General features: G+C 73.0%; 1 protein-coding gene and 1 pseudogene. Both read left to right on the forward strand.

The window, feature by feature from the left end; genetic code table 11:
* Window positions 1-64: 64 nt before the first annotated feature.
* Window positions 65-3,499: pseudogene (locus tag IH50_RS38290) on the forward strand (non-ribosomal peptide synthetase); the annotation flags it as partial.
* 124 nt (window positions 3,500-3,623) lie between these two features.
* A partial coding sequence (locus IH50_RS43020; protein ID WP_234328331.1) for a condensation domain-containing protein occupies window positions 3,624-4,535 on the forward strand: 912 nt, incomplete at its 3' end.

Raw genomic sequence — 4,535 nt, forward strand, 5'->3', positions numbered from 1 at the left:
CACCGTCGAGGGCGGCGCGGCGAACGTCGCCGACATCTACCCCCTCGCCCCCCTCCAGGAGGGACTGCTCTTCCACCACCTCCTCGCCGACGGCGGCGAAGACGTCTACGTCTCCCCGATGGTCGTCGAGTTCACCTCACGCGACTTGCTGGACGACTATCTGCGTGCGCTGCAGCAGGTGGTGGACCGGCACGACATCCTGCGGACCGGGATCGTGTGGGAGGGCCTGCGCGAGCCGGTGCAGGTGGTGCGGCGCCGCGCCGACCTGCCCGTCGTGGAAGTCGAGCTCGACCCCCACGGCGCGGACCCGGTGGCCGAGCTGGTCGCACGGGCCGGCACGTCGATGGACCTGCGGCAGGCTCCGCTGGTCCATGTGCACCTGGCCGCCGAACCCGGCTCCGACCGGTGGCTCGCACTGTTCCGGGTCCACCACATGGTGCAGGACCACACCGGCATGGAGCTCGTCCTCGACGAGGTCGGGACGCTCCTCGCCGGCCGGGGCGACGCACTGCCCGAGCCCCTGCCTTTCCGCGACTTCGTCACCCAGGCACGCCAGGGAGTCGAACGGGCCGAGCACGAGCGGTTCTTCACCCGACTGCTGGCCGACGTGACCGAGCCGACCGCCCCGTACGGCCAGCTCGACGCGCTCGGCGACGGCTCCGGCGTGGTCCGGGCACGGCTGCGCTTCGCACCGGAACTGGAGGACCGGTTCCGTGAGACCGCACAGCGGCTGGGCGCGAGCCCGGCCACGGTGATGCATGTGGCGTGGGCACGGGCCCTCGCCGCGATCAGCGGTCGGGGCGACGTGGTGTTCGGCACCGTGCTGCTCGGACGCCTGAGCGCGGCGGCCGGCGCCGACCGGGTGACGGGTCCCTTCATCAACACCCTGCCGGTACGCGTGCGCGTGAACGACATGACGCCGCGGGCGGCCGTCGCCGCGATGCGCGACCAGCTCGCCGCCCTGCTGGAGCACGAGCACGCGCCGCTCGCCGTGGCGCAGCAGGCCAGCGGCGTGCCGGGCGACACCCCGCTGTTCACCTCGCTCTTCAACTACCGGCACAACACCGGACGGCCCGACACCCAGGACGACGCCGCGTCCCAGGTGGCATCCGGCGCGGGCATCAGGCTGGTGTTCGGCCGGGAGGCCACCAACTATCCGCTCTCGGTCTCCGTCGACGACGACGGTGACGGGCTCGGCCTGGCCGTCGACGCGGTCGCCCCGATCGACCCTCAGGCTGTCGCGGAACTCGTGCGCACCACCGTGGAGAACCTGGTCACCGCGCTGGACGACGAGTCGGCCGACGACCGGCGGTCGCCCCTGACCGCGGTGGACGTGCTGGGCGCGGCCGAACTCCGGCGGATCCTCGTCGACCACAACGCGACCGGTCACCGGACCGCCGCGTCGACCCTGCCCGGCCTGTTCGAGGCGCAAGCCGCCCGGACCCCGGACGCCAAGGCGATCGTCGCCGACGGCACCGAGGTGTCGTACGCGGAGCTGGACGCCCGCGCCAACCGCGTCGCGCGGCTGCTGCTCGCACGGGGAGCCGGCCCGGAGCGCTTGGTCGCCGTCGCCGCACAGCGCGGCATCGACGCCGTGGTGACCCTGCTGGCGATCACCAAGACGGGCGGTGCCTACCTGCCGGTCGACCCCGCCTACCCGGCGGAACGCATCGCGTTCATGCTCGCCGACGCGGCTCCCGTCCTGCTGCTCAGCACGGAGGCGACCGCCCTCCCGGCCGAGGTGCTGCCCGCGGGTCTCCCGCACCTGGTGCTGGACACGGCGGATACGACCGCCGCACTCGGCGCCCTGTCGGACGCGGCACTCACGGCCGAGGAACGCCCCGTCCCCGCCCACCCGGACGGCGCCGCGTACGTCATGTACACCTCCGGCTCCACCGGGCTGCCCAAGGGAACCGTGGTCCCGCACCGGGCCATCGACCGCCTGGTCCGCGACGGCGGCTACGTCGAGCTCGGCACCGGTGACACGGTCGCCCACCTGGCCTCGGCGTCCTTCGACGCAGCGACCTTCGAGATCTGGGGTGCACTGCTCAACGGCGGCGCCCTCGCGGTGGCACCGCCCGGGGCGCCGTCCCTCACCGAACTCCGGGAGTTCCTGACGAGCCACCGCGTCACCACCCTGTGGCTGACGGCCGGACTGTTCCACGAAGTGGTCGACCAGGACCCCGACATGCTGCGCGGAGTCCGCCGGCTGCTGGCGGGCGGGGACGTGCTGTCCCCCGCGCACTGCCGCGCGCTCCTGGACCGACTGCCCACCGTCCAGCTCCTCAACGGCTACGGGCCGACGGAGAACACCACGTTCACTGCGGTGCACAGCGTGCGCCCCGCCGACGTGACGGACCTGGCCGACGTGCCGATCGGGGCCCCCGTCTCCGGCACCCGCGTGTACGTTCTCGACGAGCGGCTGCGTCCCGTACCGGTGGGTGCCGTGGGCGAGCTGTACACGTCGGGTGCGGGTCTGGCACGCGGATACGCGGGCCGGGCGGGCCTGACCACGGAGCGGTTCGTCGCCTGCCCGTACGAGCCGGGTGAGCGGATGTACCGCACCGGTGACCTCGCCCGCTGGAACGCGGACGGCCGGCTCGAGTATCTGGGCCGGGCGGACGAGCAGGTCAAGATCCGCGGGTTCCGCATCGAACCCGGCGAGATCCAGGCCGCTGTCGCCGCGCACCCGTGGGTGGCCCGGGCCGTGGTGATCGCCCGGGAGGACACGCCCGGCGACAAGCGTCTGGTGGCGTACGTGGTGCCCGGTGACGGCACGGCCGGCCAACCGGCCCTCGACCTACGGCAGTTCGTGGCCGCACGCCTGCCGGAGTACATGGTCCCGTCGTCCGTGGTGACCCTGGACGCGCTGCCGCTGACGCCGAACGGGAAGGTGGACCGCAGGGCACTGCCGGCCCCGGAATACGGCGCGGAATCCGGCCGTGCACCGTCGTCCGTGCGCGAGGAGATCCTGTGCGGGGTGTTCGCGCAGGTCCTCGGCGTGGAGCGGGTCGGTGTCGACGACGACTTCTTCGCCCTCGGCGGGCACTCCCTGCTGGCGACACGCCTGGTGAGCCGGGTGCGGTCGGTGCTCGGGGTCGAGCTGTCGCTGCGCACGCTGTTCGAGGCGCCGACGGTCGCCCGGCTCGCGGCCCGCATCGACGACGCGGACCGGGCCCGGGTGGCACTGACGGCGCAGGAACGCCCGGAGCGGATTCCGCTGTCGTTCACGCAGCGCCGCCTGTGGTTCATCGGCCAGCTGGAAGGCCCGAGCGCCACGTACAACATCCCGACGGTGCTACGGCTCAACGGGGCCCTGGACGCCGGCGCCCTGGACGCGGCACTGCGGGACGTGATCGGCCGCCACGAGGTGCTGCGGACGGTGTTCGCCACCGCCGACGGTGAGCCCTATCAGCGTGTCCTCGACATGACGGAGCTGGACTGGCGGCTTCAGGTCGCCGAGGCCGTTCCCGCCGACGTGGACGCCGCGGTGGCCGAGGCGGCGCAGTACGCGTTCGACCTGTCCACCGAGGTGCCGATCCGGGCCTGGCTGTTCCCGGCCGGGCCGGACGAGGCCCCGGCCGGCCGTCGCCTCCCACCGCGGACACACCGCGCCACTGGAGATCCCCGCGGAGGTGCACGCGCGGCTTCTGGAGGTGGCCCGCGCGGAGGGCGTCACCACCTTCATGGTGCTCCAGTCCGCTCTGGCGGTGCTGCTGTCCCGGCTGGGGGCGGGTACCGACATCCCGATCGGGTCCGCCCATGCCGGACGCGTCGACGAAGCGCTCGACGACCTCGTCGGATGCTTCGTCAACACCCTCGTGCTGCGCGCGGACCTCTCCGGGAACCCGGCCTTCACCGACGTGCTCGCCCGCGTCCGCGAGGCCGGACTGGCTGGCGGGGCACGCCAGGACGTGCCTTTCGACCGGCTGGTCGAGGAGCTGGCCCCGGTCCGCTCCATGGCGCGCCACCCCCTCTTCCAGATCGTCCTGACGATGCAGAACACCATCGAGGCGGTCCTGGACCTGGGTGACGTCCAGGCCAGTCGGTTCGGGGCGGGCGCCAGCGCGGCCAAGTTCGACCTGGACGTCCTGATCGCCGAGGCGTTCGACGCCGAGGGCGCACCCGCCGGATTCCGCGGCACCGTCACCGTGGCCGCCGACCTGTTCGACGCCGAGGCGGCCGACCGGATCGCCGGCGCCCTGCCCCGTGTGCTGGAGGCAGTGGTCTCCGATCCGCGGCTGCGGCTGGGTGATGTGGAGGTCGTGGAGGAGGCCGAGCGTCGGCGGGTCGTGGTCGAGTGGAACGACACTGCGGCGGAGCTGCCTACGGGTTCGGTCGCGGTTCGTTTCGCGGAGCAGGTGGTGCGTGCTCCGGATGCGGTGGCGGTGGTCGCCGACGGTGTTGAGGTGTCGTACGCGGAGCTGGACGCCCGCGCGAATCGTCTGGCGCACTATCTGGTGGGTCAGGGTGTGGGTGCGGAGTCGGTGGTGGGTCTGTGCCTGCCGCGTGGCGTGGAGATGATCACGGCGATC

The organism is Streptomyces sp. NRRL S-37 (genome assembly GCF_000721605.1).
GTDB lineage: Bacteria > Actinomycetota > Actinomycetes > Streptomycetales > Streptomycetaceae > Streptomyces.